This is a genomic window from Gardnerella sp. DNF01151, assembly GCF_049244235.1.
GTDB classification, from domain to species: Bacteria; Actinomycetota; Actinomycetes; order Actinomycetales; family Bifidobacteriaceae; genus Bifidobacterium; species Bifidobacterium swidsinskii.
Genome location: NZ_CP058389.1, coordinates 22653 through 48723 on the forward strand (window position 1 = coordinate 22653; position 26071 = coordinate 48723).

At 40.1% G+C, this 26071-nt stretch carries 17 protein-coding genes and 3 tRNA genes; 8 read left to right on the top strand and 12 right to left on the bottom strand.

Going from position 1 to position 26071, the window contains the following annotated elements; translation table 11 throughout:
• Positions 1–41: 41 nt before the first annotated feature.
• On the bottom strand, positions 42–1847 hold the full coding sequence (locus HXT37_RS00095; protein ID WP_415705437.1) for an ABC transporter ATP-binding protein: 1806 nt from the start codon (positions 1845–1847) through the stop codon (positions 42–44).
• A gap of 130 nt (positions 1848–1977) precedes the next feature.
• Positions 1978–2973 (bottom strand): 23S rRNA (guanosine(2251)-2'-O)-methyltransferase RlmB, encoded by a 996-nt coding sequence (rlmB, locus tag HXT37_RS00100; RefSeq protein WP_064621762.1) that lies wholly within the window; start codon positions 2971–2973, stop codon positions 1978–1980.
• Positions 2974–3199: 226 nt separating this feature from the next.
• Here rlmB and HXT37_RS00105 point away from each other — a divergent pair, with 226 nt between their 5' ends.
• The 6 genes from HXT37_RS00105 to trpB all read left to right on the top strand — a co-directional run bounded on the left by HXT37_RS00105 (position 3200) and on the right by trpB (position 11676).
• Entirely contained in the window at positions 3200–6190 is a 2991-nt protein-coding gene (locus HXT37_RS00105) for a cation-translocating P-type ATPase (RefSeq protein WP_421779512.1), read from the top strand.
• Between the two features lie 298 nt (positions 6191–6488).
• Positions 6489–7475: a DNA adenine methylase gene (locus HXT37_RS00110; protein ID WP_102703278.1), complete on the top strand. Its 987-nt coding sequence runs from the start codon at positions 6489–6491 to the stop codon at positions 7473–7475.
• 90 nt (positions 7476–7565) lie between these two features.
• Entirely contained in the window at positions 7566–8444 is an 879-nt protein-coding gene (locus HXT37_RS00115) for a type II restriction endonuclease (RefSeq protein ID WP_180963727.1), read from the top strand.
• Positions 8441–9190: a TRM11 family SAM-dependent methyltransferase gene (locus HXT37_RS00120; protein ID WP_421779514.1), complete on the top strand. Its 750-nt coding sequence runs from the start codon at positions 8441–8443 to the stop codon at positions 9188–9190. Before HXT37_RS00115 ends, HXT37_RS00120 begins: the two co-directional genes overlap by 4 nt.
• Before the next feature lie 136 nt (positions 9191–9326).
• Positions 9327–9908 carry a dCTP deaminase gene (dcd, locus tag HXT37_RS00125; RefSeq protein ID WP_004109442.1) on the top strand — a complete coding sequence of 194 codons (582 nt, stop codon included), beginning with the start codon at positions 9327–9329 and terminating at the stop codon, positions 9906–9908.
• A 574-nt stretch (positions 9909–10482) separates the two neighbouring features.
• Positions 10483–11676 (top strand): tryptophan synthase subunit beta, encoded by a 1194-nt coding sequence (trpB, locus tag HXT37_RS00130; protein WP_004109446.1) that lies wholly within the window; start codon positions 10483–10485, stop codon positions 11674–11676.
• 178 nt (positions 11677–11854) lie between these two features.
• Here trpB and HXT37_RS00135 read toward each other — a convergent pair whose 3' ends face one another.
• The 3 genes from HXT37_RS00135 to ahpC all read right to left on the bottom strand — a co-directional run bounded on the left by HXT37_RS00135 (position 11855) and on the right by ahpC (position 15162).
• Positions 11855–12757: a LysR substrate-binding domain-containing protein gene (locus tag HXT37_RS00135; protein WP_004109449.1), complete on the bottom strand. Its 903-nt coding sequence runs from the start codon at positions 12755–12757 to the stop codon at positions 11855–11857.
• Positions 12758–12797: 40 nt separating this feature from the next.
• Positions 12798–14471, bottom strand: a complete 1674-nt coding sequence (gene ahpF, locus HXT37_RS00140; protein WP_102155589.1) for an alkyl hydroperoxide reductase subunit F — start codon at positions 14469–14471, stop codon at positions 12798–12800.
• 127 nt (positions 14472–14598) lie between these two features.
• Positions 14599–15162 (bottom strand): alkyl hydroperoxide reductase subunit C, encoded by a 564-nt coding sequence (gene ahpC / locus HXT37_RS00145; RefSeq protein WP_004119771.1) that lies wholly within the window; start codon positions 15160–15162, stop codon positions 14599–14601.
• A gap of 353 nt (positions 15163–15515) precedes the next feature.
• Between ahpC and HXT37_RS00150 the strand changes: the two genes are divergently transcribed.
• Together HXT37_RS00150 and HXT37_RS00155 are read left to right on the top strand one after the other, a co-directional pair.
• Positions 15516–16694: a lipase family protein gene (locus HXT37_RS00150; RefSeq protein WP_248893031.1), complete on the top strand. Its 1179-nt coding sequence runs from the start codon at positions 15516–15518 to the stop codon at positions 16692–16694.
• 346 nt (positions 16695–17040) lie between these two features.
• Positions 17041–19710: a Rib/alpha-like domain-containing protein gene (locus HXT37_RS00155; RefSeq protein ID WP_421779518.1), complete on the top strand. Its 2670-nt coding sequence runs from the start codon at positions 17041–17043 to the stop codon at positions 19708–19710.
• A 68-nt stretch (positions 19711–19778) separates the two neighbouring features.
• Here HXT37_RS00155 and HXT37_RS00160 read toward each other — a convergent pair.
• The 7 genes from HXT37_RS00160 to HXT37_RS00190 form a co-directional block, all read right to left on the bottom strand.
• Positions 19779–19852: transfer RNA gene (locus HXT37_RS00160), tRNA-Gly, on the bottom strand.
• Positions 19853–19983: 131 nt separating this feature from the next.
• Complete coding sequence (locus HXT37_RS00165) at positions 19984–20862, bottom strand: M48 family metalloprotease (RefSeq protein WP_076002503.1); 879 nt, start codon at positions 20860–20862, stop codon at positions 19984–19986.
• Positions 20863–20967: 105 nt separating this feature from the next.
• A complete protein-coding gene (locus HXT37_RS00170) occupies positions 20968–22446 on the bottom strand; it encodes an FAD-dependent oxidoreductase (RefSeq protein WP_174182707.1) in 1479 nt (492 codons plus the stop codon).
• Between the two features lie 308 nt (positions 22447–22754).
• Positions 22755–24986 carry a heavy metal translocating P-type ATPase gene (locus HXT37_RS00175; protein WP_421779520.1) on the bottom strand — a complete coding sequence of 744 codons (2232 nt, stop codon included), beginning with the start codon at positions 24984–24986 and terminating at the stop codon, positions 22755–22757.
• A gap of 275 nt (positions 24987–25261) precedes the next feature.
• Positions 25262–25334, bottom strand: a tRNA-Ala gene (locus HXT37_RS00180).
• Positions 25335–25361: 27 nt separating this feature from the next.
• Positions 25362–25435 (bottom strand) — tRNA-Ile (locus HXT37_RS00185).
• A gap of 126 nt (positions 25436–25561) precedes the next feature.
• Positions 25562–26041, bottom strand: a complete 480-nt coding sequence (locus HXT37_RS00190) for a Dps family protein (RefSeq protein WP_012913682.1) — start codon at positions 26039–26041, stop codon at positions 25562–25564.
• Positions 26042–26071: the final 30 nt, after the last annotated feature.

Genomic DNA, 26071 nt, shown 5'->3' on the forward strand with positions numbered 1-26071 from the left:
GTAATTAAATATATTTAAATATAATTATATAAATGCGCTAATTATTTTTTGCGCTCATATACAATAATTCTTCCTTCTGAGACTCCTGCTTTCCAAGATGATTTTGTTTTAGCAATAGTATGCTCAGTATAATGGTCGATATTGTAGTTTAAATACACAAAATAATACCAAGGCTTATCTGATTCTGTGACAAAGAATTTAGGTTCTTTCTTTGCTTTGCAAGCACCCATTTCATTTGATGCCTGTTCTTGAGATGGCTGCTCATTTGTAATAAACGAGCTATTCTTATAACTGCAATCAATAAGATTCTTCGAGAAATAAGGATTTGCTGTAATAAGCTGCCACGAATATTGATGAATATCTTCAAATTCAGGAACAATAACATTACCTTGTTTATCCGTTTTTTCATCTTGATGTAGCCAAGACGTTACGAATCGCATGTTTTCAGCATGATTTTGCTTAATAAATTGCGCAAGTGCGCGCGAACCTGAATAGTCGAATCGAATATCGTTAACGCAAGAATACCCGTTCCAAATCAAGCTTGGGGATAATAAAACAACAATAATAATGCCAGCAATAACTTTGCTTCCGGCAGATTTACTTGCAGATTTACTATTGCTATTTTCAGCTTTATTTGCAGCTTTGAACAACCTAAAAATAATCGCCGGAATATCTTTAGATTCCAGTGGCTTACGCGCAATACACATCCAAAGTTGAGATACGAAGAATGCAAAAACGATTCCTGCGTGATGCAAAGTGAAATATTGCGTGGCAATTGCCGCAAAAGTCAAGTAAGGAAGTATCAAAGAAACAAGCATGCCTCTTCGATAAGCGATTCTTACAGCGAAAGACCATATTAAAATCGAAATAATAACGCAAATAATCGCGGAAGGTACGCTTAGCATAAGTCTACGTAAAGAAACATCGTCGGCAAATTGAGTGAACATACTTTCTGATGGCATAACGAAAATAAATGACAAGAATTGCGTAAGAGGAGAATTTCCGTCGAATGTTTCACGCGATGCGAAAGCGTTAGCAGCAGGCCAAATGCAAATAATGCTTGCAATTCCAACTAAAGCAAGGATTATCCAGCTTACTAATCTGTTAGTGTTAGAGACTATTTCAGCGAAAGCTTTTTTAATTCCTGCAGATTTTACAACTCTCCAAATCCACGCAAAAGCAAAACCTGCTGCTAAAGCAATGCCATACGCGCTGATTGCACATAAAAGTACAAGACTTAAAGCGAGTTTCCAAGTATCAGAAGACTTAGAATCAGATTGTTTCCAATAATGCGCAACCATGAACAAAGCCGCGCAAAGAAGAGCATACGGGCGTGAAGTAACGCCATATTGGAAGCACAAAAAATACGTAAACGGAAGCAAAAACACAGCCAATTTACTAAAAGGCGCGCGAAAAATAAGCCAGCCACCCAAAAGCGCAGTGCATAGAAGTTGCACGCCTTTAAGACCAATTTCGTATGGAACTCCTGTTTTTGCAGGTATGGAAAGAAGCAAAGTCCAAAGCGGCGGATGGCCTTCATAATGTGGGCGAAGAGTTAACAAATCAGCAAACGAAGAATCGCGTGCAATAAGCCAACTTTGAGCTTCATCAAACCAAGGCTCGTGGAAGCACATAACTGCTACGACGACAGATAGGTATGCAATAAAAATAAGTGAACGAGCATTCTTTACGAACCATAATTTATTTGTTGTTTTTAAAGTTTTTGTCACATTTAAAGTTTTTTTTGTTTTTGACGTACTTGTGTTCGTATTTGTACCTGTATTTGTAACAGTATTTTCGTTCATAAGTGTTTTATTTTCTTCTATAGTATTTTCGCTAATATGCATATTTCTATTTAATTATTTCTTTCAAAATTGCGTAAGTACTAAACTTCAGCAAATCCAAAGCCCCAACCAAATAAAATCACGCTAACACCGTAACAATACAGTGCAAGCGTGATTTTAAAGTTTGAAAATTTCAGTTTTGATTCAATGCAGCCAAACGACGAGCGTTAGCAACAGCGTACAAACTGATGCCTGCTGCAACAGAAGCGTTAAGAGATTCAACCGCGCTAGAAATTGGGATTCCAGCAATAGCATCGCACGCTTCTCTCGTAAGGCGACTCATGCCCTTACCTTCAGAGCCGAGCACAACAACTAACGGATCAGTTTCAAAGCCAGTTTCTCCAACAAGCTTATCGCCGCCGCCATCAAGACCAATTGCATACCATCCGCGCTCTCGCAAACCTTGAATTGCCTTATTTAAATTAACAACTCTAGCAACTGGCAAATGAGCTGCAGCACCAGCAGAAACCTTCCAAGCAGCAGCAGTTACGGAAGCACTTCTGCGCTCAGGCAAAATCACACCATTAGCACCGAAAGCTGCTGCAGAACGAATAACAGCACCCAAATTTTGAGGATCCGTAACGCCATCCAAAGCAATAAACAATGGTCGAGCATTAATGCGAGCAGAATCTGAATCAGCAGCTTCCATTGCGCGCGCCTTCTTTTCCGCTCGTTCAACCAATTCTTGCAAAGAGTGATACTGGTAAGGCTGAACTTTCAAAATAATGCCCTGATGATTCGTACTATGCGCAATACGATCCATTTCAAGGCGATCCGCTTCAAGCAAACGCAAACCCTGCATGCCTGCTAACTTCACGATTTCGCGCGTGCGATCGTCATGCTCAATGCGATTAGCCACATACAATTGAGTGCTTGGAACTCCAACTCTTAACGCCTCTAAAGCAGCATTGCGACCAATTACTAACTCATCTGAATCACTACCAAGCTTATCCACTCTGCGGCGCGCAGCCAAACGCGGATCTGCAAATGTGCGCTTAATAGCAGCTTTCTTAGCAAAATAAGCTTTGTGATACACGCGATCTTCAGCCTTCGGAGTAGGACCTTTTCCGCGCAAAGCATTGCGATGTTTTCCACCCGACCCCTTGGTCGGCCCTTTTTTCGTAGTCATACTCCTATTCTCACATGCCCCCAAGGCATTGTTTAATAGCTTTCTGAAGCTGGCAAAGTCTGCTGATTCTAAGCTCGGCGCGTTGTATGGCATAATAGAACGGTACTTAATTGTTGCAAACTATTGCAATATTCCACAACCGCGCAATAGTTACAATACGAAGCGCTAAAAATAGCGTTAGCATTGCGATTATTGACTACTCCGCGGCACTCCCAAGGGGGAAGATATGGTTGATCACGCTCTTGATCAATCCAATAAAACAGCTGACTCTTCAGCTAATAGCAAAGATCCATCATTGTGCGATGTTCAGCAAGTAGCTAAATCACTTAACGTAGATATTACATGCGGTTTAAGCTCTGAGGAAGCTGCAAAAAGACTTAATCAATTCGGTCCAAATGCACTTGCTGCTGCTCCTAAAATTCCAGCATGGAAACGGTTCCTTGATCAATTTAAAGATCCGCTCGTTTACTTGCTTATTGCAGCAACTATTATTTCTGCAATTGCGTGGTTTGTTGAGCGCGCACAACATAAAGGAAACAGCGGTGGAGAGATTCTGCCGTTTGATTCAATCGTAATTATCATTATTTTGATTGCAAACGCAGTGCTTGGCTACATTCAAGAGTCGCGAGCAGAAGAAGCAGTCGAAGCTTTAGCTAGAATGAGTGCTCCGCAAACTTCAGTTTTGCGCGATGGTAGCGTGGTGCGCATTAATACTGCAGAAGTTGTGCCAGGCGATATCTTAGTGCTTGGCGAAGGAGATGCCGTGTCTGCAGACGGTCGACTTATAGCAGCGGCTTCATTACGCGTAGCTGAGGCAAGTCTTACAGGCGAATCTGTTGCAGTAAGCAAACGTCCGAATACGCTTTCGTCTGCAAAAGCTTTAGGCGATCGCACAAATATGGTTTTCAACGGAACTGCTGTTACGCAAGGAACCGGTCGCGCTGTAGTCACCTCTACAGGTATGCGCACACAAGTTGGCAAAATCGCGGATATGCTTTCAAAATCAGATGACGAAGCAACACCTCTCGAGAAAGAAATGGTACACGTTTCTAAAGTTCTTGGAATTGCGGTGTGCATTATTGCAGCTGTTGTTCTTGCTTCCATGTGGCTGATTGAAGGCTTCCACAGTATTCAAGATATTATTGATTCTCTGCTGCTTTCTGTTTCCCTAGCTGTTGCTGCTGTTCCAGAAGGTTTAGCTGCGATTTTGACAGTAGTTCTTGCGCTTGGCGTGCAACGAATGGTGAAGCATCATGCTGTTGTAAAAAAGCTTTCATCCGTGGAAACACTTGGTTCTGCTTCTGTTATTTGCTCCGATAAAACAGGCACCTTAACTCGAAACGAGATGACTGTTGAACGCGTAGTAACACCTAGCGGCGAAGTTCAGCTTACAGGAAGTGGTTACAAGCCTGAAGGACGCATGATATTAATTGGTTCTGCGGACGCAGATTTAGCAGTACCGCAAAATCTTGCTACAGAAGTATTAGGCGCGTTAGGCTCCGGATGTTTGGCTAACGACGGCGATTTACATTATGACGAAACTACTAAAAGTTGGCAGCCAGTTGGAGACCCTACAGAAGTTTCGCTAGTAGTAGCAGCTCGTAAAACAAAAGCGGACAAACGTTACGCTCATTTGACTCGAGTTGCGGAAGTACCTTTTACTTCTGAACGCAAACGTATGTCTGTTGTTGTTAAAGATGGTTCGGATTCTGGAAATCTGATTGTTTGCGCTAAGGGCGCTCCGGACGTGTTGCTTTCTTATTGCACGCGTATTGCAGTAGCTGGTGCCGTGCGTCCGCTTACTGACGGCGATCGCGAAGATATTTTAGCAACTGTTGAACGTCTTTCTGGAGAAGCCTACCGCACGCTTGGAATGGCTTATAGGCCGCTTGGAGTCGATAGTCTTTCAAAAGTTGATGGCATAGTTTCTAACGCTGCAGGTCAAATCGCGGACGTTGCGGAACAAAGTGACGTACTAGAATCTGATTTGATTTGGAATGGCATGGTTGGAATTATTGATCCTCCGCGAATTGAAGTTCGAGATAGTGTAGCTCAAGCTCATCGCGCTGGAATCCGCACTGTTATGATTACAGGCGACCATCCTCTTACGGCTACGCGTATTGCTCGAGATCTTGGGATTATTGGAAAAGATGAGCATGCACTTACAGGCGACGAACTTGACGAATTGCTTTCACGCAACGACGATAATATTGCTTTTGATGAAGCTATCAGTAAAACTAGCGTGTACGCGCGAGTAGCCCCTGAGCACAAGTTAGCTATCGTTTCTTCGCTTCAACGTCAAGGAAACATTGTTGCTATGACTGGTGACGGCGTAAACGATGCTCCAGCCGTAAAGTCTGCCGATATTGGCGTTGCTATGGGCATTACTGGTACAGAAGTAACTAAAGAGTCTGCCAAGATGATTTTGGCTGACGATAACTTCTCTACAATTGTTGCAGCAGTGCGCGAAGGTCGCGGAATTTTCGACAATATTCGTAAATTCTTGCGATACTTGCTCAGTTCTAACGTTGGCGAAGTCTGTACTGTTTTCGGCGGCGTTGTTTTCGCTGGCGCACTGGGAATTACACAGCCAAACTCTGTTGGCGTAACTTTGCCTTTGCTTGCAACTCAGCTTTTGTGGATTAACTTGCTTACGGATGCAGCTCCTGCACTCGCGATGGGCGTTGATCCGCAAACTGACGACGTAATGGATCGAAAGCCTCGAAAGCTTACCGATAGCGTTATTGACCGACGAATGTGGGGAGATATTGTATTTATCGGCATAATCATGGCTGCTATTACGTTAATCGGTATGGATATGCATTTGGCAGGTGGATTCTTTACGGACCGTTCTGTTGGAATTATGGATCACGCTGCTCAGCTTACTCACGCTCGCACAATGGGCTTCACAATTCTTGTGTTTGCGCAAATGCTGAATGCGTTAGCATCTCGTTCAGACTCACAAAGCGTATTTGTAGGCTTATTTGCAAATCGTTGGCTTTGGGGTGCTATAGCAGTTTCTGTTGTGCTCCAGTTGGCTGTAATTTACATACCGTTCTTGAATGAACCATTTGGCACTGTTCCTTTGAGCGTAACGGAATGGTTCGAGTGCCTCGGTCTTTCAATGGTCGTGTTAATTGCTTCCGAATTGCGTAAATGCGTGCTTCGTTTCATTGCAAAACGTAAAGCAGCAAACGCCTTAACTATTGCCGCTTAATAAAATACATTATTAAGCTGTTTTACAAATACGCGGTACAGTACGTAGTTTTCTTACATAACCTACGTTTCTGTGCCGCGTTTTGTGTTTTTATTGTTTTCATATTTCTTTATAAACTACAGATATAAAAACTAAAGTTATCCACAATTTTTATATTTTATTGATATTGAAACATTTACTTATAAAGTAATATTCAACAATTGAATTTAAAGGGAAATATTTTTACATAAAACATATTCTATTGTGAAATATCTGATATAGGGAAAATAAAACGTATGCTTTTGGGGGAGAAACAATTATGAGTGTTGGAAATAAGCTAAATCTTATTTGTAAAGCTGATAGTACAATAGTTGAACAAGGGAAATTGAATATATTAGGCTTGGAGAATTTGATTAAAGTGGCACAACTAAAACCTTTTTTGAAGTGGGCCGGTGGGAAAAGTCAACTTCTTAATGAAATTAAGAAGTACTATAGATTTACAAATTCAGAAGTTACCAAGTATGCAGAACCATTTATTGGCGGCGGAGCTGTGCTATTTGATATTTTAAGCCTGTACGATTTACAAGAAGTGTACATAAGCGACATTAACGCTGATCTTATTAATACTTATAAAGTAATTCGAGATAATATCGAGGAGCTGATTATTTCTCTTAAAAAGTTATCAAACGAATTTTTGCCATTAAATACGCCTGCACGCAAGGAATATTACTTAAGTAAGCGAGAATTATTTAATTCTATCGGTTCTGGAGATTCGTCAGAAAATACCCTAAAAGCAGCACTAATGATTTTCCTTAATAAAACTTGCTTTAATGGATTATTTAGAGTGAATAAAAAAGGACATTTTAATGTCCCAATGGGTATGTACAAAAATCCGCTAATTTGCGACGAAGATAATTTAAGGGCGATTTCTAAAAAATTGCAAAATGTAACAATCGTGTGCGGAGATTACAAGGAATCAGCCGATTTTATTGATGAGCATACTTTTGTTTACTTTGATCCACCATACAGACCAATTACAAAAACAGCGAATTTTACAGCATATACAAGCCAATCTTTTGATGATAAAAATCAGGTAGAGCTTGCTAATTTTGTATCTCTTTTAGATAAAAAAGGCGCGAAAATAGTTGTTAGCAATTCAGATCCAAAAAATACTAATTACGCAGATAACTTCTTTGACGAAATTTACTCTTCATGCTCTATTAAACGCGTTGACGCTACCAGGATGATTAACAGCAAATCGGAAGGTCGCGGAAAAATAAAAGAACTATTGATATCGAATTTCTAGTTAATTTTGTTGAACAATAATTTGGTTCATAAAAGTAATTGCGCTTACGGAAATAATCGTTATCACAAGAAATAGTTATGGAGAAACATTATGGAACGAAATTTTAACAATTGGCTTTCAACATTTCGCGAAAGCATTGCAACATATGATTTTTATGTAGATTTTCACAAAGTCTACTCTAATGTTGATTCAATAAAAGTTGAATTAAATATATTGAATTCACTTATTGGTTCACAAAATATCGAAAAAGATTTTGACGGATTACTAGTTAAATATCCAGAAGTAATAAAGTGTGTGCCAATACTTTTGGCTGTTAGATCCTACGAAATATACTGCCAAGATAATAGTGAAAATAATACTTTTTATTTTGATCCTAAAAGATTCAGTTCATTATCACAACTTGAACGCGAAAAATATAAATACTTTATGCGTAAAACTGGATTATTTGAGCTTTTACAGCATCATATTGTTACAAATCTAGTTGATTATGTCACGGGTATTGAAACAGGTCTTGATTCTAATGGAAGAAAGAATCGAGGCGGTCATCTTATGGAAGATCTTGTGGAAAGCTTCATACAATCTGCAGGATTCGTAAAAAATGAAAATTATTTTAAAGAAATGTATATTCATGAAATTTCTGATAAATGGAATGTCGATCTTTCATCAATTTCAAATCAAGGAAAAATGGAAAAACGATTTGATTTTATTGTAAAAACAGACAGAACAGTGTACGGGATAGAGACAAATTTCTACAGCACAGGAGGAAGCAAACTAAATGAAACTTCTAGAAGCTATAAAACACTCGCACTAGAAAGCAAAGATATAAAAGGCTTTACATTCGTATGGTTTACAGACGGCAAGGGGTGGGAAAGCGCGCGTAATAATCTTGAAGAAACCTTTGATGTCATGCCAAATCTTTACAACATTTACGATATGGAACATAACATTATGAAGGAGATTTTTAGGTGACTCAGAATCATATAGCGCGCTGGGAACCAGATGATTTTGAACTGGGAATGACCACTCACTGGTCATTCCCGAACAGAGGAAACTGGGCTACTCATGACGCAAAGTGGCGCGGGAACTGGTCGCCTTATGTTGTTAGGAATCTTCTTTTGAGATACTCTTCAGAAAACGATTTAGTACTAGATCAATTCGTTGGCGGAGGCACAACACTTGTGGAAGCAAAGTTGCTTAACAGGAATATCATCGGTGTGGATGTTAATGATTTAGCGCTTAATAGGTGCAACGAAAAAGTAGATTTTGAACACGAAGGAGCTAACGGAAAGGTTTTCATTAAAAAAGGAGACGCTAGAAATCTAGATTTTCTAGATAATGAAAGCATTGATTTTGTCTGCACTCACCCACCATATGCAAATATAATTAAATATAGCGAATGCATTCCAGATGATTTATCGCTTTTGGACATTAATCCATTTTTAGACGAAATGAAAAAAGTAGCATCTGAAAGCTATAGAGTTCTAAAGTCTGGGAAGTTTTGTGCGATATTGATGGGAGACACAAGGCGAAAAGGTTGCATGATACCTATGTCGTTTGAAGTAATGAAAATATTTCAAAATGTAGGATTTACGCTCAAAGAAATAATCATTAAGGAACAGCATAACTGTAAAGCAACTGGGTATTGGAAGACAAATAGTATCAAGTATAATTTTTTGCTGATTGCTCATGAATATTTATTTGTTTTCAGGAAATAGCTTGCAGAATACTCACAGACCGCGGCACGCGCTACAATTGTGCGTATTGTATTTTTCGCGCAAAATAGCAATAAATATTTCGTGCGAACAATGAAGTTACTGATGTATAAGCTTTATTGCAAGGAGATTTGACGTCATGCTGTTGTCTGATCACGACATTCTCAAAGCTCATGATGAGGGTCATATTGATTTGACCCCATGGACCCCGGAAATGGTACAGCCTGCGTCGATTGACGTGCGCCTCGACCGTTTTTTCCGCTTATTTAACAACCATGCTTACACGTATGTTGATCCTGCAGAAAATCAGGGTGAACTTACAGAACAGTTCGAGGTAGCTCCTGACGAGCCATGGATTCTTCATCCTGGAGAGTTCGCACTCGGCGCTACGTGGGAGTATGTAAAACTTGACGCTACTATTGCTGCACGTTTGGAAGGCAAAAGCTCGCTTGGTCGTCTTGGTATTTTGACACATTCCACAGCTGGCTTCATTGATCCAGGTTTTGAAGGTCATATTACTTTGGAGCTTTCAAACGTTAGCACTTTGCCAGTTAAACTTTGGCCTGGCATGAAGATTGGTCAAATGTGTTTCTTCCAGTTAAGCTCACCATGTGAAAACCCATACGGTTCAGCCGTTAACGGATCGCACTATCAAGGTCAGCGCGGTCCAACTCCATCACGTTCGTATGAGCATTTCTATCGCGCTGATTTAAGCGAATAATATTTTTAGAAAAATGATTCCGTTTTTAGAAAAGTAATTCCTAAAATAGCAAGATTTAGAAGAAAAGTAGATAATTCTCAGGTAATTATCAGTTAGCGTTACTGTTCTGCTCAGAATAGTGTGATTATATAATATTGTCGACAAAAAGGCAGGTGCAGAGCACCTAAAACTTATTCTTTTCTTCTCTCCTTTATTTCCCCGGCGCATAGACGCCGGGGTTAAATTTTTTCTGCACGAAACGCCGAATTAACACTAAAAGGTTGACATTGTCACAGCTAAGGCTAAACTTGTGCAACAAGATTGGAGGTTGATGAACATGAATACTCGTTTCTGGCGCAGCTGGCGTAGTTAAAAGCGAGTTCACATATCGGTGTGGGCTTGCTGATTTTAAACAATCAACGGGGCTATGCCGGATTCATCATCAACATTATTTGAGCTGAATGGCATATAAGCTGCCATCCAGCTTTTTGTTATCTGAGCACACGCCCTTCAAATTTACAAAATAATCGACATAAAAATAATAAAGAACAAACTTAATGCCGATTTCCTCGGCACGCACAAGAAGGGCAAAATTATGGTAAACGCAGTTGAACAAAACATGTATTACGGTGAATTTGGCGGACAGTACGTACCAGATATGATTCGTCCAGCACTCGACGCAGTAGCAGCAGCTTACTTACAATACAAAGACGATCCAGAGTTCCGCAATGAATTAGCTGGATTATTAAAAGATTACGACGGTCGCGAAACACCTTTATACTATGCTGAATCTTTCACAAAATATTTAGGCGGCGCAAAAGTATATTTAAAGCGCGAAGATTTAAACCATCTCGGCGCTCACAAAATGAATAATGTTCTCGGACAAATTTTACTCGCTCAACGCATGGGTAAAAAGCGCATTATCGCTGAAACCGGAGCCGGTCAGCATGGCGTTGCCACTGCTGCTGCAGCAGCACGATTCGGCATGGAATGCGAAATTTTTATGGGCGCACTTGATTGCGAACGCCAAAAACTTAACGTTTTTAGAATGACTTTGCTCGGTGCAAAAGTTCATGCTGTTCAAGAAGGCACAAAAACTTTAAAAGATGCTGTAACTGCAGCATTTATGGATTATGCACAGCACTTGGATGATACCTTCTACATCGTTGGCTCCGCAGTGGGACCTTACCCTTATCCACAAATGGTTCGCGATTTTCAAAGCGTTATTAGCAAAGAGTCGAGAAGGCAAATCCTAGAAAAGGAAGGCAGATTGCCGAATGCTGTAATTGCTTGCATTGGTGGCGGTTCTAATGCAATTGGTTCTTTTGCAGCATATATTGATGATCTGTCTGTACGATTGATTGGTGCTGAAGGCGCAGGTAAAGGCGCTGATACTCCTCAAAATGCTGCTACTATGACGAATGGAAAAGTTGGCATTACGGATGGCATGAAAACTTATGTTCTTATGGATGATGACGGTAACGAGCTTCCAGCCTACTCTATTTCTGCGGGATTGGATTACCCTGGAGTCGGCCCAGAACACTCATATTTAAAGGATTCTGGTCGCGCAGAATACTACGCAATCACTGATGATGAAGCAGTTCAAGCTTTTCGCGCACTTTCTAGAGTTGAAGGAATCATCCCAGCTTTGGAAAGCTCACATGCAATAGCACAAGCTATGAAGATGGTTCCAAAGATGAGTAAGGATGACATTGTTTTAGTAACAGTTTCCGGCCGTGGAGATAAGGATGTGAATCAAGTAGCACGCTATCTTGGAATTGAATTATAAATCATTAATTTAGCAACAAATAAAACACAGCAAATAAAACGAGGCAGATAATTCTCAAAATAAAGTGAGAATAAAAAGTAAGAGAAGAAGAACATGGCACTTCTGTAGCTAACATAGCATACAGAAGTGCCTATTTTTATTTTTATTTTTATTTTTATTTTTAAGCAGAATATCCCACTTATTTTTTATGCAAATCAGAGCATGCTGAACTAATTATTGTGCACAATCCTTCCATAATTTTGTCTACTGGAGAAGCTGCGCGCCAATTCAAATATAACGATCGATAAGGTTTAGGATTCTTAAACTCACGCAACATCAAACCAACTGGTTGCACAATTGGAGGTACAGTTGCAAGACGCGGCAATAATGTCACATCTTTGCTACCTACAACCATATATCGCAAAGTTTCTAACGACGTTGCCCTAAATTCTGATTGCTTCGCCCCCACTTTTTGGCATACATCGAGCATGCTTCTACGCATACAATGCCCATCTTCTAGTAAAAGCACTTTCTGAGTAGACAAATCTGAAAGTTCAATTGGTTTACTCTCGTGTCCTAGCAAAGAATTTGTAGAAGTCGCAAGAAGAAAATCTTCGTCAAAAACATGACACACTTTTATTGAAGGCGCATTCAAACTTTCGCTTAATATAACTGCGTCGACTTGACCACTATCTAGCAAATCAATAAGTTTCGCTGATTTTTCTTCTATAAAACGAATAGTAAGTTTTGGTTTTAAACGCCTGAGTGCAGGCATAATTCTTGGAAGTAAGTATGGTCCTAACGTTGGGAACACACCCAAAACTACTGTAGATGACCATGGATCTTCTGAGCGTCTTGCAGCTTGTCGAATACGTGACATATCTGCCTGAATACGTTTAGCGTAATAAACCACTTCCCTCCCAGCAGGAGTTAAGATTTGTTTCCCGGGAGTGCGCTCAATAAGTTCTACGTCTAAAGTCTCTTCAAGTTTTTTAATTTGCGTTGAAAGAGTAGGCTGAGAGACGCGCATACGAACAGCCGCCTTGGTAAAGCTTCCTTCTTGTGCAAAAGCTATTAGATATTCTAACGCTCTAATATTCATAAGACGCCCCCATTGTTTATTGCATAATAAATTTTATAAATTATTTATTTTGCGGGCTGCGGATAAGATAGTCAAATGCAGATAACGCAGCATTGGCTCCAGAACCATACGCTGTAACAATCTGCTTATACGGTTCGTCTGAACAATCTCCAGCAGCAAAAACACCCGGAGTATCAGTGCATCCAGCGCGATTCGTAATAATTTCTCCTCGATTATTGAGAGAAATATTATTTACAAGCCAACGAGTATTCGGAGCTAAACCAATTTGCACAAAAACCCCATCAGTTTCAACAATATGTTCTCTGTTTTCATCATCGTCTGCTTTATTGCGATCTATGTAACGTATTGCAGTAACTTTACTACCATTACCTTCAATACTACTTACGGCAGCACTTGTAATAACTTCAGTGTTAGGTAATTTATGCAAAGCATTAAGCAATACTTGATCCGCTTTAAGTACATCCATGAACTCAACCACCGTCACATGTTTTGCAACTCCTGCTAAATCGATAGCAGCTTCAACGCCAGAATTTCCGCCGCCAACAACGACAACATTCTTATCTTTGAAAAGTGGACCGTCGCAATGAGGGCAGAATGATACGCCTCTATTCCTATACTCATCTTCTCCTGGAATACCCAACGTACGCCAAGTCGCACCAGTTGCAATAATCACTGCACGCGCTTTCAAAGATCCACCAGAACGCGCATGAATAGTATGCAACCCATATGGTTCCTTAGATAAATCGAGCGAGTCTGCCCAATCAGGAGTAAATACGTCAATATCGTATTGCGAAATATGCTTAGTTAAATCTGCTGCTAGTTGAGAACCAGTCGTATGCGTTTGGGAAATATGATTTTCAATACTTTCAGTTTCTACAACCTGTCCGCCACGATGATCCATAATCATAGCTGTACGCAAACCCTTACGAGCAGTGTAAATTGCGGCAGCAGAAGCAGCAGGACCGCCGCCAGCAATAACAATATCGTATGGATTTTGCGAATTCATTTTTTCTGCGAGCGCAACATTTGCCGAAGAAACGCTATTACCATTATTGCCATTCTCATTTTGCTCAACAGATTTTTCTTGTTCTGCGAGCACAGATACAAGTTCGTCAATTCCTGCCCGTCCGGAGGAAATAAGTTTGCCATTTTCAAAAACTGCTGGCACGCTCATTACACCGAGTTTATCTACTTCTTCACGGAAAGCGCTACCTTCAACTACAGTATGCTGGATTTTAGGGTTAATAATAGAAATGGTGTTAAGCGATTGCACAACTTCTGGGCAATTCAGGCAAATTACCGACATGTATGTTGTCACATTGTGTGAACCAAGCTTTAGTATTGCATCGCGTTGCTCATCACTAATTTTTGGCGCATAGCCACTTACTTGTAGAAGTGCTAGTACTAAAGAGCTGAATTCGTGCCCTAAAGGCAATCCCGCAAAACTAACCGATACAGTAGATTCTCCATTTACTGGATTATCTAGTTTTCTACGCAATTCAAAGCTTGGCTTACGCTTTACATTGCTAATTTCATTATTATTTACTTCAGAAATACTGATTTTGTCACTTTGCTGAGATACTTCTTCCAGTAAGGATTTAACTTTTTGAGATGTTTCAGAATTATCAACGTAAGAAATGATTTCTATTTTAGATACCATCTTTTTTAGTAATTCTGAAAGCTGAGCAGTTAATGATGCATTCAACAAAGACATAATTTACTTCCTTCGGTAATTTTAGTCACAAGTAAAAATAAGCGAATGCGTAGGAAACTATGAACGTAGCTCCCTACGCATTGAGAATATTCTTTAAAAAAGATTCTTTAATATTTAATTGCAAAAATCAGATTTTGCCGACTAAATCGATAGAAGGTTCCAAGGTTTCTTCGCCCTGCTCCCATTTTGCTGGGCAAACTTCGCCTGGGTGCGCTGCAATATACTGTGCTGCTTTAACTTTACGAAGGAGCTCGTCGGCGTTACGACCAATTCCGTCTGCGGTCATCTCAAAGAACTGAATCATACCTTGCGGATCTACGAGGAACGTAGCACGGTGAGCTAAACCGGATTCTTGATTCCAAGCGTCAAAATTACGCGAAAGAGCTCCAGAAGGATCACCCAACATAGTGTACTTTACTTTTGCAATTGCTTCAGAATCGTCATGCCATGCTTTGTGTACAAAATGTGTATCCGTAGAAACTGAGTAAACTTCGACGCCTAGCTTTTGCAATTCCTCATAGTGGTTTGCAAGATCTTCCAATTCAGTTGGGCATACGAATGAAAAATCAGCTGGATAGAAGAAGAAAATTGCCCATTTGCCAAGAACATCAGTATCGCTTACTTCAACAAATTCGCCATTCTTATAACCATTTACTTTGAATGGAAGAATATGTGTGTTCATTAAACTCATATCATTCTCCTAAATAGGTCATTTGCGCCTTCGTTGCGCTTTTATTTTCATTATTAAGAATAGATTATGGCTATTGATAATTCTAGTTATATAGATGTTTTCTATGGCTCTTATACACATCGTCAATGATTTTAGTAAACAAAAAGGAGCAACAACATTTATTTAGAAGTATGGACTTTTGTTTATGTAGACTATACAATTGACGAATTGTGTAGAATAGCAATTGTGGCGGCAAAATAAATTTCGATTAATTTATATAACGCACGTAGTTAACAAAGAGGTGCTACAAATCGTAAACAGTCGTCCTATACATTTGTTGACTACAAAACTAAACAAAAATATAGGAGGATACTATGAAACGCAATGCAGTAACAGGGTTCTTAACTAGTCTATGCATGCTCTTGAGCCTATCTGCTTTCGCAACGCCAGCAATGGCAACAACCGCAGATAATTATGCAAAAACTCCACTTACTGCTGAAACAGCTAAACAAATCGCAAATGGAACTATAGGCTTAGATTTACCTGGGGCTTTGGATATGTCTTTATATCACAAGAAGCCTCTTGATCCGCAAGCTGATTTAGATGGTGACGGCTTAACTAATAGCCAGGAAATTTACACTTACACTAAAGACGGTAAGACTTATTATGGGTACAATTCTCACCCTATGATGAACGATGCCGATGGCGATGGTATTCCAGATAATCAAGACAGCAATCCTCGCAGGTGGGATATTAGTCCCCGAGACATGGCTTTATTCTCTGAACTTTCTTATCGAGATGATAATTACATAAATAAGGTACTCGATTACACTAAACCGCTTCACAACATTTACAAAAATCGCAATGAGTACCGCCTTATGCACAACGAGCTCGCGCCATTCTGGAAAGTCAAGGAAACATACCACAAAAGGGGAGGATTTGATGCTATTTTGTTTGAAAATGTAAGTCCATACCCATTCTTAGAACAAGGCACTGTTCAAGTACTAGCAATTCGTGGAACTTCCCAATTTAATGATTACGATGATGATTTTGCAATAGCTGTAGGTCATAACCCAGATCAAGCTAAAGATGTTGAGCAGTTGATTGAGCGTTATGGTCGCGAAAATACTGTTAGCAATTTGTATATTACCGGACATTCCCTCGGAGGATATCTTGCACAGCGTGCTTTAATTCGCGCTAAAGGCAAAGGCTACAACTGGATTAAGAAAATTTACACATTCAATTCACCACAAATTTGGGGAAATATTTTCAACCGTTGGTTACGTACCGCCGCCAATACTGGCAATAAGCTCACTCGAGAAGGTTACGCTGTTCATTACAAAGTAGACAACGACAAGGTTATTCGTTCTGTTGGCAATTTTGCTGGAGCTATAAGCGTCGGCAATTCTGCGCAAGGACATAGCTCTCGAAGCTATCTTGAGGCTCGTATGAACAATTTCCCAGGTTTCACCGTAGGTACTAGAGGAGATATTTCTGGCACTGGACGTTGGATGGAAGAACTTAACAACTTCTACGATGTTCGCACGTTCTAATTATTGCTAATTAATGATTATTAATTAGCACCAGCAATAGATAGCTATCTCGTGTAATTTATTAACAATAAGCTAAGCGCTGATTTACCAATGATTCATTAATATCACAAGTAGCTCAGCGCTTTTTCTATATCAATTAATCTAATGAAATTCTTTTCTATTACACCGCATAAGCTTAAGTATTAACTTTTGGTACTTATTAAAATTATCTGATTCAACTAGATACAATTTTATAAAGTTGTTAAAACTGATAGAATCAACAAGTTGAGCTAAATCTGTTGCGCTGCTCGCAAAAATATTTTCAAAATAAAGTAGAAGTCTGTACAAAAAAGTAAGGAATAGCAGTATGAGAAAAGTAAGTACCATTCACACAATTAGTGGAATTGTATTAACTTTTGGTTTGATCATTTCATCGCTGGTTTACATACCTTCGTTAGCAACAACCGCAGCGGCAGAAGAAACGTCACCAGTGCACATACCTCTTACCGCACAAACCGCTCACGACATTTCTACTGGTCGAATTCGTTTGGAAAATAATCAGATTGACTCATTGCTATATCACAAGCCCGAGCTAGATCCAAATGCAGATAGCGACGGCGACGGTCTGAAGAACAGCGAAGAACTTTACACTTACGTGAAAGACGGAAGAACATATTACGGATATAATTCACATCCGCTTATTAAGGACACCGACGGCGATGGCTTAGACGACAAAAACGATAACAATCCTCGCAGGTGGGATATTAGTCCCCGAGACATGGCGCTGTTTATGGAACTTGTGTACAGGGATGACGATTATGTCAAAAAAGTACTTGACTATTCAAAACCACTCACTGACATTTACAAAAATCGCAATGAGTACCGCCTTATGCACAACGAGCTCGCGCCATTCTGGAAAGTCAAGGAAACATACCATTATAGGGGTGGATTTGATGCCATATTGTTTGAAAATGTAAATCCTGCGTATCCATTTATTGAGCAAAACGGCGTGCAAGTTCTCGGAATCCGCGGAACTGAAGGCAGCGCTGACGTATGGAATGACGTATTGCTTGGAACTGGCTCAAACCCAGGCCAAGCTGCTGATATAGATAAATTAATTGATGAATATAAACAAAAGAACACTGTAAGCAATTTATATGTTACAGGTCACTCTTTAGGCGGATACTTAGCACAAAGAGCCTTAATTCGAGCTAAAAGCAGCGGTGCCATTTTTAACATTAAAGCTTATACTTTTAACGCCCCAAGGATTAAAGGAAATATATTCAACAAATGGCTTTGGGAAACATCTAATTTTGGCGATAAACTAACTAAAGAAGGTTATGCCGTTCACTACAAAGTGGATAACGATAAAGTAATAGGACCAATAGGAAACCTTAACGGCGCAATAAGCATAGGAAAATCTGGAGAAGGTCACGGATCTCGTAGTTACTTTGAGCCTAGAATGGATAGTTTCAAAGGATTCACAGTTGGCGAACGCAATAAAATTGAAGGAACCGGTCGCAAAATTGATGCACTCGACGGATTAGTTAACGAACCAGTTATTAAAACTGACGAACAAGCTTTCGAACCTAAAATTACGAATATTGACATTATGGAAAATGATCCATTGCCAAAAGGCACAACAATAAAGCATCTTCTTAATCCTAACGATATACCGCAAGGCTCTACCATTACAGACATTACAGAATACGACAAAATTGACACTTCTCAATGCGGCAACTACGAAGGAAAAATACTACTCGTACTATCTGGTAGAATATTAGAAACTATTATAGTTCCAATAACTATTCATAAACGATTGGCTAATATCGAGGAACTTCCAAATGTTACTGCTGAATCCGGCAAGAAAATAGAAGTCAAAAAAGACAATAAAATCCCCGATAATTTCGACTTCAAACCATATTTAAAAAACTTACCAGAAAACAGCACAGTACAAGTTGTAAAACAACCAAACACAACAAACACTGGAGAAACAACATTTATTGTAGAAATAACCTTTGCAAACAAAGCAAAACAGAAAGTAACTCTTAAAGCTCACGTTGTAGAAATCATTCCAGCAACACCACTAAACCCAGCTAAAAAGAGTATTACGTGGTTCGAGTTAATTCCTGCAAAGAAATCAACACCATGGGTCGAGCTAACACCAGCGACGCCAGTGACACCAACTCCAACACCAACTCCCGTACCTCCGACACCTGTACCACCAACACCGGAACCAACGCCTGCGCCTAAACCAGAGTCACAACCTGTTCCACCAACACCAGAATCTCATTCTGACAACAGTGAACACTCTAGCAATGGCGAACCTGATAAGTCTGCAAATAGCACAACCCCACAGACTAATAAGTTCGATCAAGACCATAAGGAAATTCCAAGCATGGGATTTCCCGAACCAACACATCCTTCCAAAACTCTACAAACTCCTGCAGTTAGTAACGATTCTATGCGCGAAAACCACATAGAGCTTAACGCAAACTCAGAATCACACACATTACAGCAACAGATTCCATCAGCACCAAAGAGTATTGCAGATTTACTTCCAGCGTTGTGCAACACTCTCACCGTCGGGAATAATAACATTGCTTATGCGGGAAAAAATAACCATATCACTGTTACAGTAAATGCAACATCAGAATTCATGCGCAGATTACAACTAGAAAAAGCAGTAAAAGCTTATGCCTACATATATTCCAACCCTAAACTTCTTTATAGCGCAAATGGAATGAAATATGTAACAGTTCACATTAATGAATATGGCAGAATTGTATTCGACGTAGTTATCCCAGAAGAATATAAAGGCAATCATACGATTGTCCTTATTGACGAAAACGGTAAACAAGTTGCGTGGACGAATACTTTAGTAAAGAAAGACCCTCATTTACACAAACAATCCACAATAGCCAATAATGCACTCCCTCGTACTGGAATACAAATAATTCCAATTGTACTTAGCGTTGCATTAATGCTGTTTGCTAGCACAATCGTGACAATTGCAAGAAAAAGAAAGTTTAACTAACGCGTAAGTTGTAGTTTTTATACATCCAATGTACAAAAACTACAACTTATACAATTTTACAATCTGAATGGAGCGGATGACGGGAGTCGAACCCGCCTCTGAAGCTTGGGAAGCTTCCATTCTACCGATGAACTACATCCGCATGCTGTAACTTAAAAGCAAACTAGTTTCAACAACCATCTAAGGGTATCATGCACAGCTTACCGCTTCAATATTTAGGAATCAGTTTATGAACTCAATAAACAAGACAAGCAAGTTCAACAAACAAAATATTCATGCAGCAATGCTCATTAAACGCCCAATCCTATCCTGAACAGTAGGACGCGCAGTACACAAACGCACAAGCGCAGGAGCGTTATTATTCCATGGACAAATAATCATCAAAGAAGCAACAGCCTGCAATCCAGCAGTAGATTTCATCTCGTGAAGCTGCATGCCGTAAGTAATTTTATTAAGTGCGGAAGCAAGCGCAGCAAAATCTCCAGTAATTTCACTACTTCCCTTATCTGCGTCAAATTCACGCGAACCAGGAATAATTGCATTGATAATAACAGAAGCAATAGGAGCGAATAAAATATTCAAAAACTTACCAATAAATTTGCAATACTTGCGAATATCACGACGATATGTATCACCGACATAAACAAGCCAAGAACCAACGTACGTTAATACTGTTGCTGTAGCAGTAGCCAGCGAAGAAGCGAGAATATCATGATTATAAATATGAGTTAATTCATGACCAATAACACTACGTAACTCGCGCTCGTTAAGAATATTAATCAAACCACGAGTACAACATATACTCGCATGACGCTCACTTCTACCAGTTGCAAAAGCATTAGGACTTTCGTAGGGAGAAACCATTACTCGCGGCATAGGTTTACCAATTCGAGCAGACAAATCTCTGACCATTGCGTAAAGCACAGGCTCTTCTTCTTCACTAACCTCTGTAGCATGCATAGCAATAATCGCAAGCTTACTTGAGCACCAATAAGCAAAAACACTAAATGCAATACCAGGAATAATGAACCATATTAGTGAAGACAGATGCGAGCCAGTAAGAACCCAACATAAGGCAAGAAAAAGCCACACAACAACAAAAAATAGTGCGGCTTTTAAGCTGCCATAGTGTATTCTCAAGCCTTTCAACATATGAGCTATCTTAATAATGCGAACTTAAATTTTTCTGAATATATACTGCGTATTTACTAACTACAAACTTAAATACTAAGTGATATTTTCAGTTTATTTAGGGCATTATTTGCTACCTAAAGCAATATTTACAAGTTCAGAAGCTGAAACAACTTTCTTTCGAGTTCTCTGCTCATTGGCTCCAAGTTCACGCTCATAAGAGTCAACTCGCTTCCAACCGGCGTAATCAATTGGTTTAATGCCCTTTTCTGCCAATAATTTATCTATAGAATTTTCATCGCGATCAGGTGCGATTCGCCCAGCATTGCCAGCTTTAGATAAATCTTCAAGCATATTATTAACAATCAAAAGAGCATCAGATTTTGTAGAGCCGATTAATCCTACCGGCCCACGCTTAGCCCAGCCAGTTGCATACAATCGCTCACGAACTTCGCCATTTTCTACAGACTCCACTAAGCGCCCATCAATATTTGCAAGCAAAGTACGCTTTTCGTCGTAAGCAATACCTGCAACTTCTGCAGGATGGTAGCCAATGGCATGGTATACAGCTTGAACGGCGTATTCCTCGAACTCTCCAGTACGAGTCATTTTGCCATCGGCGCTTGTAGTCGTGCGCTCAACTCGTATTGCCTTCACATGTCCATCTTCACCAAGAATTTCTACCGGCGCACAGTTGAAGTGGATAATATAGCGTTTGTTGGCTGGCTTCCCCTCAAAATCAACGTTTCCGCCATCTTCCATATCTTCAGCCATATCGCGAATAGCGAAAAGCTCCTCAACCATTTGACGCGTGAGCTTATCGTTACCGGCTACTTCAATAGTCTCATCGTCAAGTTCAAAATCATCTTCGTTAATAATTATTTGCACACCCTGTAACTTTTCCATTTCACGCAATTCTTGCACTGAGAATTTCGCTTGAGCTACACCTCGTCGAATAAATAGATGTAAAGTTTGAGTGCGATTTTGTTTCAATCCTTCATACACATCGTCTGGAATATCCGTATGAGCGCGCAAATAATCAGGATCTCGTAAAAGCTCACGAGCAACATCCATTGCCACATTTCCGCCACCAATAACAGCTACTTCCTTGGCTTCAAGCGGCCATTCTCGATTGCTAGTTGGGTATCCATCGTACCATTCTACGAATTTTGCAGCTCCGTACACTCCGTCTAAATCGGCACCTGGAACTCCTCGAAGAGGCCTATCTTTCACAGCACCCGTTGCAAATAACACAGCATCATATCTATGAAGTAAATCTTCTAATGCAATATCTTTACCAAATTCAACATTTGCATAAAGATGAATATTTGGATTATCAAGCGTCTTTTCAAGCGCATCCGCAATAAATTTGATACTTGGATGGTCAGGAGCTACTCCGTAACGCACTAAGCCGAAAGGCACTGGCAATTTTTCAAAAAGATCAATGCGAGCGCTAGAGCCTAATCCCAATTCTTCTCCACGCTTTGCAATCTGACGTAAGAAGATATCGGAAGAGTACACTCCTGCAGGGCCTGCTCCTATTACAGCAATACGCAGTTGAGATGTTTCTCGTGAAATATTTTCGCTTAAATTATTTTTTTTCATTATTATCCCCATATTGAGCTGTATTATACGGCACTTTTCGCCGTTTTCGCGCTATTTAGCGCGGCCTACAAGCATAGGTTGCCTCAATCACTCAGCAGCGTAACTGTAAAGCGTTTATATGTAATTCTTCGCCAGAAATAAGTTACGTACAAGCTTGAGTCGTTACCGTTTGCAGCTAACTCGTATGCTTTCATAATTAGACTAGCGCATTACTTCGTCTTACAACATGCTCAAACGATAAAATACTCAAACGAATATTATTAAAGGTGTCGTAATGAATATCGTAAAAATATTGCCAAAAAATATTTTTATTTTCGTCCGCGCAATGCTGTTAAAGCCCACATAATAGCAACAACATCAATTGCTTCTTGCATCATTGCGCCAATAACTGCTGGAATAAAACCGAAAGCCGCAAAAATCATACTTATAATTGCTAATCCAATGCCCATCAATACTGACTGAACCATAACGCGTTTAGTATGTTTTGCTACTCTTATTGCGCTTGCAACAGAAGAAATATCGTTGTTCATAATAACTACCTGTGCGCATTCAGATGCTGCCGTATCTGTGCCATCCGTTACTGCTACGCCAATATCGGCAGCTGCAAGCACTGGAGCATCGTTTACACCATCTCCAACCATCATTGTTACAGTTGAATTTTGCTTATTTTTATACGCATTGTAATTATGTTTTTTTACATGCGCTAATTTATCTTGCGGAAGTAAATCTGCATATATTGTTTCAATTCCAACACTTTTACCAATTGTTGTTGCAGCTTGCAAACTATCGCCAGTAAGAATAGATATTGAGCGCGCACCAAGTGTACACAATGCGTCAATGGTTGATTTCGCGTTATCGCGCGGCACGTCTTTTAATACGATTCTTCCTACCAGCACGCCGTCAAAAGACACGTAGGTTGCCATTTCGTCTGCTGCAAGAGATTTGCCTATAGTTTGATTCGCGTTTTGCTCTGTAACGTACTTGCGTCTGCCTACACGTACTAAAATACCGTCTACAACGCCCTGAATACCCTGACCTGCAGTTTCTTTAACACTGTGCACTACAGGGTATTCTCGCACGCTAGGAAGCTGCGGAACCGACGATGGGTGAGCATTTTCCCACAAGCTTGCTCCCGCTTTAGCAATACCACCTGCAAGTATGTGCTGAGAATACGTCTCTAGAACACCTGCGAGCATTACAATACGATCAGCCTTCTGCGTAGTATCGATTACGTCTACGTTTACAACTTGCGGCTGTTTTACAGTCAACGTGCCAGTTTTGTCAAAAAATACATCTGTTACACGACTTAATTGCTCAAGCACATCCTGACTTTTAACAACAATTCCAAGTTTCGCTAAACGCCCAGTTCCAGCCATGCACGCAACCGGCACCGCAATAAGCAGCGGGCAAGGAGTTGCCAAAACTAGCACTTGCGCAAATCTAAGAGCATCTCCAGAAAAGCCCCAAGCAAAACCAGCAATTACAAAAGACAAAACAGTAAATGGCACAGATAACATGTCTGCAAATCTAACTACTGCAGCTTTAGAAGACCTAGCAGACTCAACAAGCTGCATGATTTTCTGATACTGCGAGTTTTTAGACAGCTTTGTTACGCGCATAATAAGCACAACTCCACCGTTTACACAGCCTGAAAGCACTGCAGCTCCCGCATAGACTTCTCTAGGAACGGATTCTCCGTTAATAGCACTTGTGTCTAAAATTGCAGAACCGCTTAACAGCTCACCATCAACTGGCACAGTTTCGCCAGGAAGCACAATAATTACGTTTCCAATATTTAATTCATCAACTGGAACCGTTTTGTAACGCTGCAAATTTGAGGAGATTTCGCCGTCTGTAGACGCTTGCAAAAATGAACAAATATTGTGTTTATAGTCGCAATTTTGCTCGCTAATATTAGATTGCTTAGAATTAGCGGCATCTACTTTTCTAAATTCAGCATGCTGGCACAGCACACACGAGCTAGGCTTGCACTGATTTTCACTCAAACATGGCGGTTCGTATGATTCATCATTTGCTTGATTATTATCCATTCCATGCTCAAGGCCTGGCAAAGTCATAAGGTGAGCAGTTTTTGGTGCTGCGCTTACTAAAAGAGATAGATTGCGCTGGGCTTTCATATGCGCAAAATCTTCAATTGCCTCTCCCGTCCAAACCATTACAACAATCAAATAGCTTGCCCAAAACTCACCAATACAAAGCGTTGCAAGTAATGCAACAAAAGCTAGCAAATCAATGCCTAAAGTTCCGCGCAATAAATTTTTAATCATGTTGCGCAAAGAAATAAGGCTGGTATATAAAACGAGAATAGCGATAATAGTTTTCCCGATACTAAGACTTATGGAAATATCGCAACCAAGATTTAAGAAATCAAAGATTTGCTGCGAAAGATTAGATATTTGCTCACAGAAAGTAGTTAATATAGGCAAATTATACGAGTACAAAGCCGCAATAAACGGAAAAGCAAGAATTACGACTGTTAATTGAGGTGCACGACGGCAATATGCTAAAAGTTTACGCATACACTTTCCTTACGCTGATCAGGTTAACCGCTTAAGACGCTGCTAACACACGATTTCACGCCTTGTTAACCCATTGAGAGCAGATTTGATTTAGCTGCACTCAATACACGGCGTAAAGATACTTATGTTTATTTATATGTAATTATTGTACCAATAGGCCTTGATGAGAAGCATTCTCATAAACGCAAGCTTAAACAATAAAAACTAAAGCAAACTCAAAAAATAAATTAATAAACAAAAAGTTCTGATTGAAAAATCAATCAGAACCCTGTTCGTGGAGCTAAGGAGACTCGAACTCCTGACCCTCTGCTTGCAAAGCAGATGCGCTACCAGCTGCGCCATAGCCCCATTTAAAAGAATGATGTCATTCTATCGTGGGCCCGGGAGGACTTGAACCTCCGACCTCATCCTTATCAGGGATGCGCTCTAACCACCTGAGCTACGGGCCCAACTCGTATGCCTAAAACATACAAGTAGTTACATTAGCACAGACACAGAAAATGTCAAACCGCAACACGCCATAAAAAGAAAACAGCGTGTTGCGGTTTGAATCAAAAAAATTAAACAGAGAATAATTAATCAAGATGGCTACGCATGAACCACTGGAACTTTTCCAACTGTTGAACATGATCTTGAATAATATTTGAGCTAACTAAATCAAGCTCATCAAGTTCCGCGATAGCCTTGCGATCGTCTGCAATCATATCGTTATAGTACTCAATAAGTGCTTGCAAATACTCCTTTGTAGACTTGCGACCAGTCAAAGCAAAACGCTTCCATGTGCGAGCTGCAACAACATCGTCTGCGCGGCCAAGTGGAGAGCCACCCAAAGTTGCAATTCGCTCAGCAGTTTCATCCGCCTGCGCCAAAACTTCAGCAACCTGCGGATCAAGCATTTCGTGCACAGCAATAAAATCTGGGCCAGTAACATTCCAATGCGCATGCTTAAGCACCAAAGCAGCCTCCTGCTCGTGGCTTAAACGATTCTGTAAAATGGCAACAGCCTTTTCACTGGCCGCTTCGTCGAGACCTGGCAAAATATGCAACAAAGCCATGTTCTATCCTTCCTTAGGTTTGTTAATACC

Excerpts from the sequence above, each read along its gene's own strand:
- HXT37_RS00095 (WP_415705437.1), bottom strand. The coding sequence starts at position 1,847 with ATGCATATTAGCGAAAATACTATAGAAGAAAATAAAACACTTATGAAC.
- rlmB (WP_064621762.1), bottom strand. The coding sequence starts at position 2,973 with ATGACTACGAAAAAAGGGCCGACCAAGGGGTCGGGTGGAAAACATCGC.
- HXT37_RS00105 (WP_421779512.1), top strand. The coding sequence starts at position 3,200 with ATGGTTGATCACGCTCTTGATCAATCCAATAAAACAGCTGACTCTTCA.
- HXT37_RS00110 (WP_102703278.1), top strand. The coding sequence starts at position 6,489 with ATGAGTGTTGGAAATAAGCTAAATCTTATTTGTAAAGCTGATAGTACA.
- HXT37_RS00115 (WP_180963727.1), top strand. The coding sequence starts at position 7,566 with ATGGAACGAAATTTTAACAATTGGCTTTCAACATTTCGCGAAAGCATT.
- dcd (WP_004109442.1), top strand. The coding sequence starts at position 9,327 with ATGCTGTTGTCTGATCACGACATTCTCAAAGCTCATGATGAGGGTCAT.
- trpB (WP_004109446.1), top strand. The coding sequence starts at position 10,483 with ATGGTAAACGCAGTTGAACAAAACATGTATTACGGTGAATTTGGCGGA.
- HXT37_RS00135 (WP_004109449.1), bottom strand. The coding sequence starts at position 12,757 with ATGAATATTAGAGCGTTAGAATATCTAATAGCTTTTGCACAAGAAGGA.
- ahpF (WP_102155589.1), bottom strand. The coding sequence starts at position 14,471 with ATGTCTTTGTTGAATGCATCATTAACTGCTCAGCTTTCAGAATTACTA.
- ahpC (WP_004119771.1), bottom strand. The coding sequence starts at position 15,162 with ATGAGTTTAATGAACACACATATTCTTCCATTCAAAGTAAATGGTTAT.
- HXT37_RS00150 (WP_248893031.1), top strand. The coding sequence starts at position 15,516 with ATGAAACGCAATGCAGTAACAGGGTTCTTAACTAGTCTATGCATGCTC.
- HXT37_RS00155 (WP_421779518.1), top strand. The coding sequence starts at position 17,041 with ATGAGAAAAGTAAGTACCATTCACACAATTAGTGGAATTGTATTAACT.
- HXT37_RS00165 (WP_076002503.1), bottom strand. The coding sequence starts at position 20,862 with ATGTTGAAAGGCTTGAGAATACACTATGGCAGCTTAAAAGCCGCACTA.
- HXT37_RS00170 (WP_174182707.1), bottom strand. The coding sequence starts at position 22,446 with ATGAAAAAAAATAATTTAAGCGAAAATATTTCACGAGAAACATCTCAA.
- HXT37_RS00175 (WP_421779520.1), bottom strand. The coding sequence starts at position 24,986 with ATGCGTAAACTTTTAGCATATTGCCGTCGTGCACCTCAATTAACAGTC.
- HXT37_RS00190 (WP_012913682.1), bottom strand. The coding sequence starts at position 26,041 with ATGGCTTTGTTGCATATTTTGCCAGGTCTCGACGAAGCGGCCAGTGAA.